We start from the raw sequence: 333 nt of genomic DNA, 5'->3' as shown, positions 1-333 counted from the left end.
AGGCCTTTCTCGATATCGCGCGGCATGGCATTGGCGCTGATGGCCAGCACAGGGATGTGTCTTGTGGCCGGATCGTCGCGCAGGATCGCCAGCGCCTGCAGGCCGCTGATGCCGGGCAGATTGATGTCCATCAGGATCACCTGCGGCTGCTGGCTGCGTGCCAGCGCAATGCCGCGCAAGGCATCGCCGGCACTGAGCAAGCGCATGTCGGGGCGCCGTGCAATGAGTTGCTCGACCAGCTGCAGGTTGGCCCGGTTGTCTTCCACATACAGCAGGGTGCGCAGTGCGGCACCGGGCTGGGCCCGCGCCTGCAGCAGGGCCAGTGGTTCGTCG

The 333-nt window shown here is 66.7% G+C and carries 1 protein-coding gene; it reads right to left on the bottom strand.

All coding sequences use genetic code 11. The features are described from left to right. A partial coding sequence (locus C5P05_RS00480; RefSeq protein ID WP_157979145.1) for a response regulator occupies positions 1–333 on the bottom strand: 333 nt, incomplete at both ends.

It is taken from the genome of Rhodoferax ferrireducens (genome assembly GCF_003347515.1).
In the GTDB taxonomy this organism is placed as follows: Bacteria; Pseudomonadota; Gammaproteobacteria; order Burkholderiales; family Burkholderiaceae_C; genus Rhodoferax.
The sequence above is the reverse complement of the archived record's forward strand: the minus strand, read 5'-3'. Positions and strand labels throughout refer to the sequence as shown.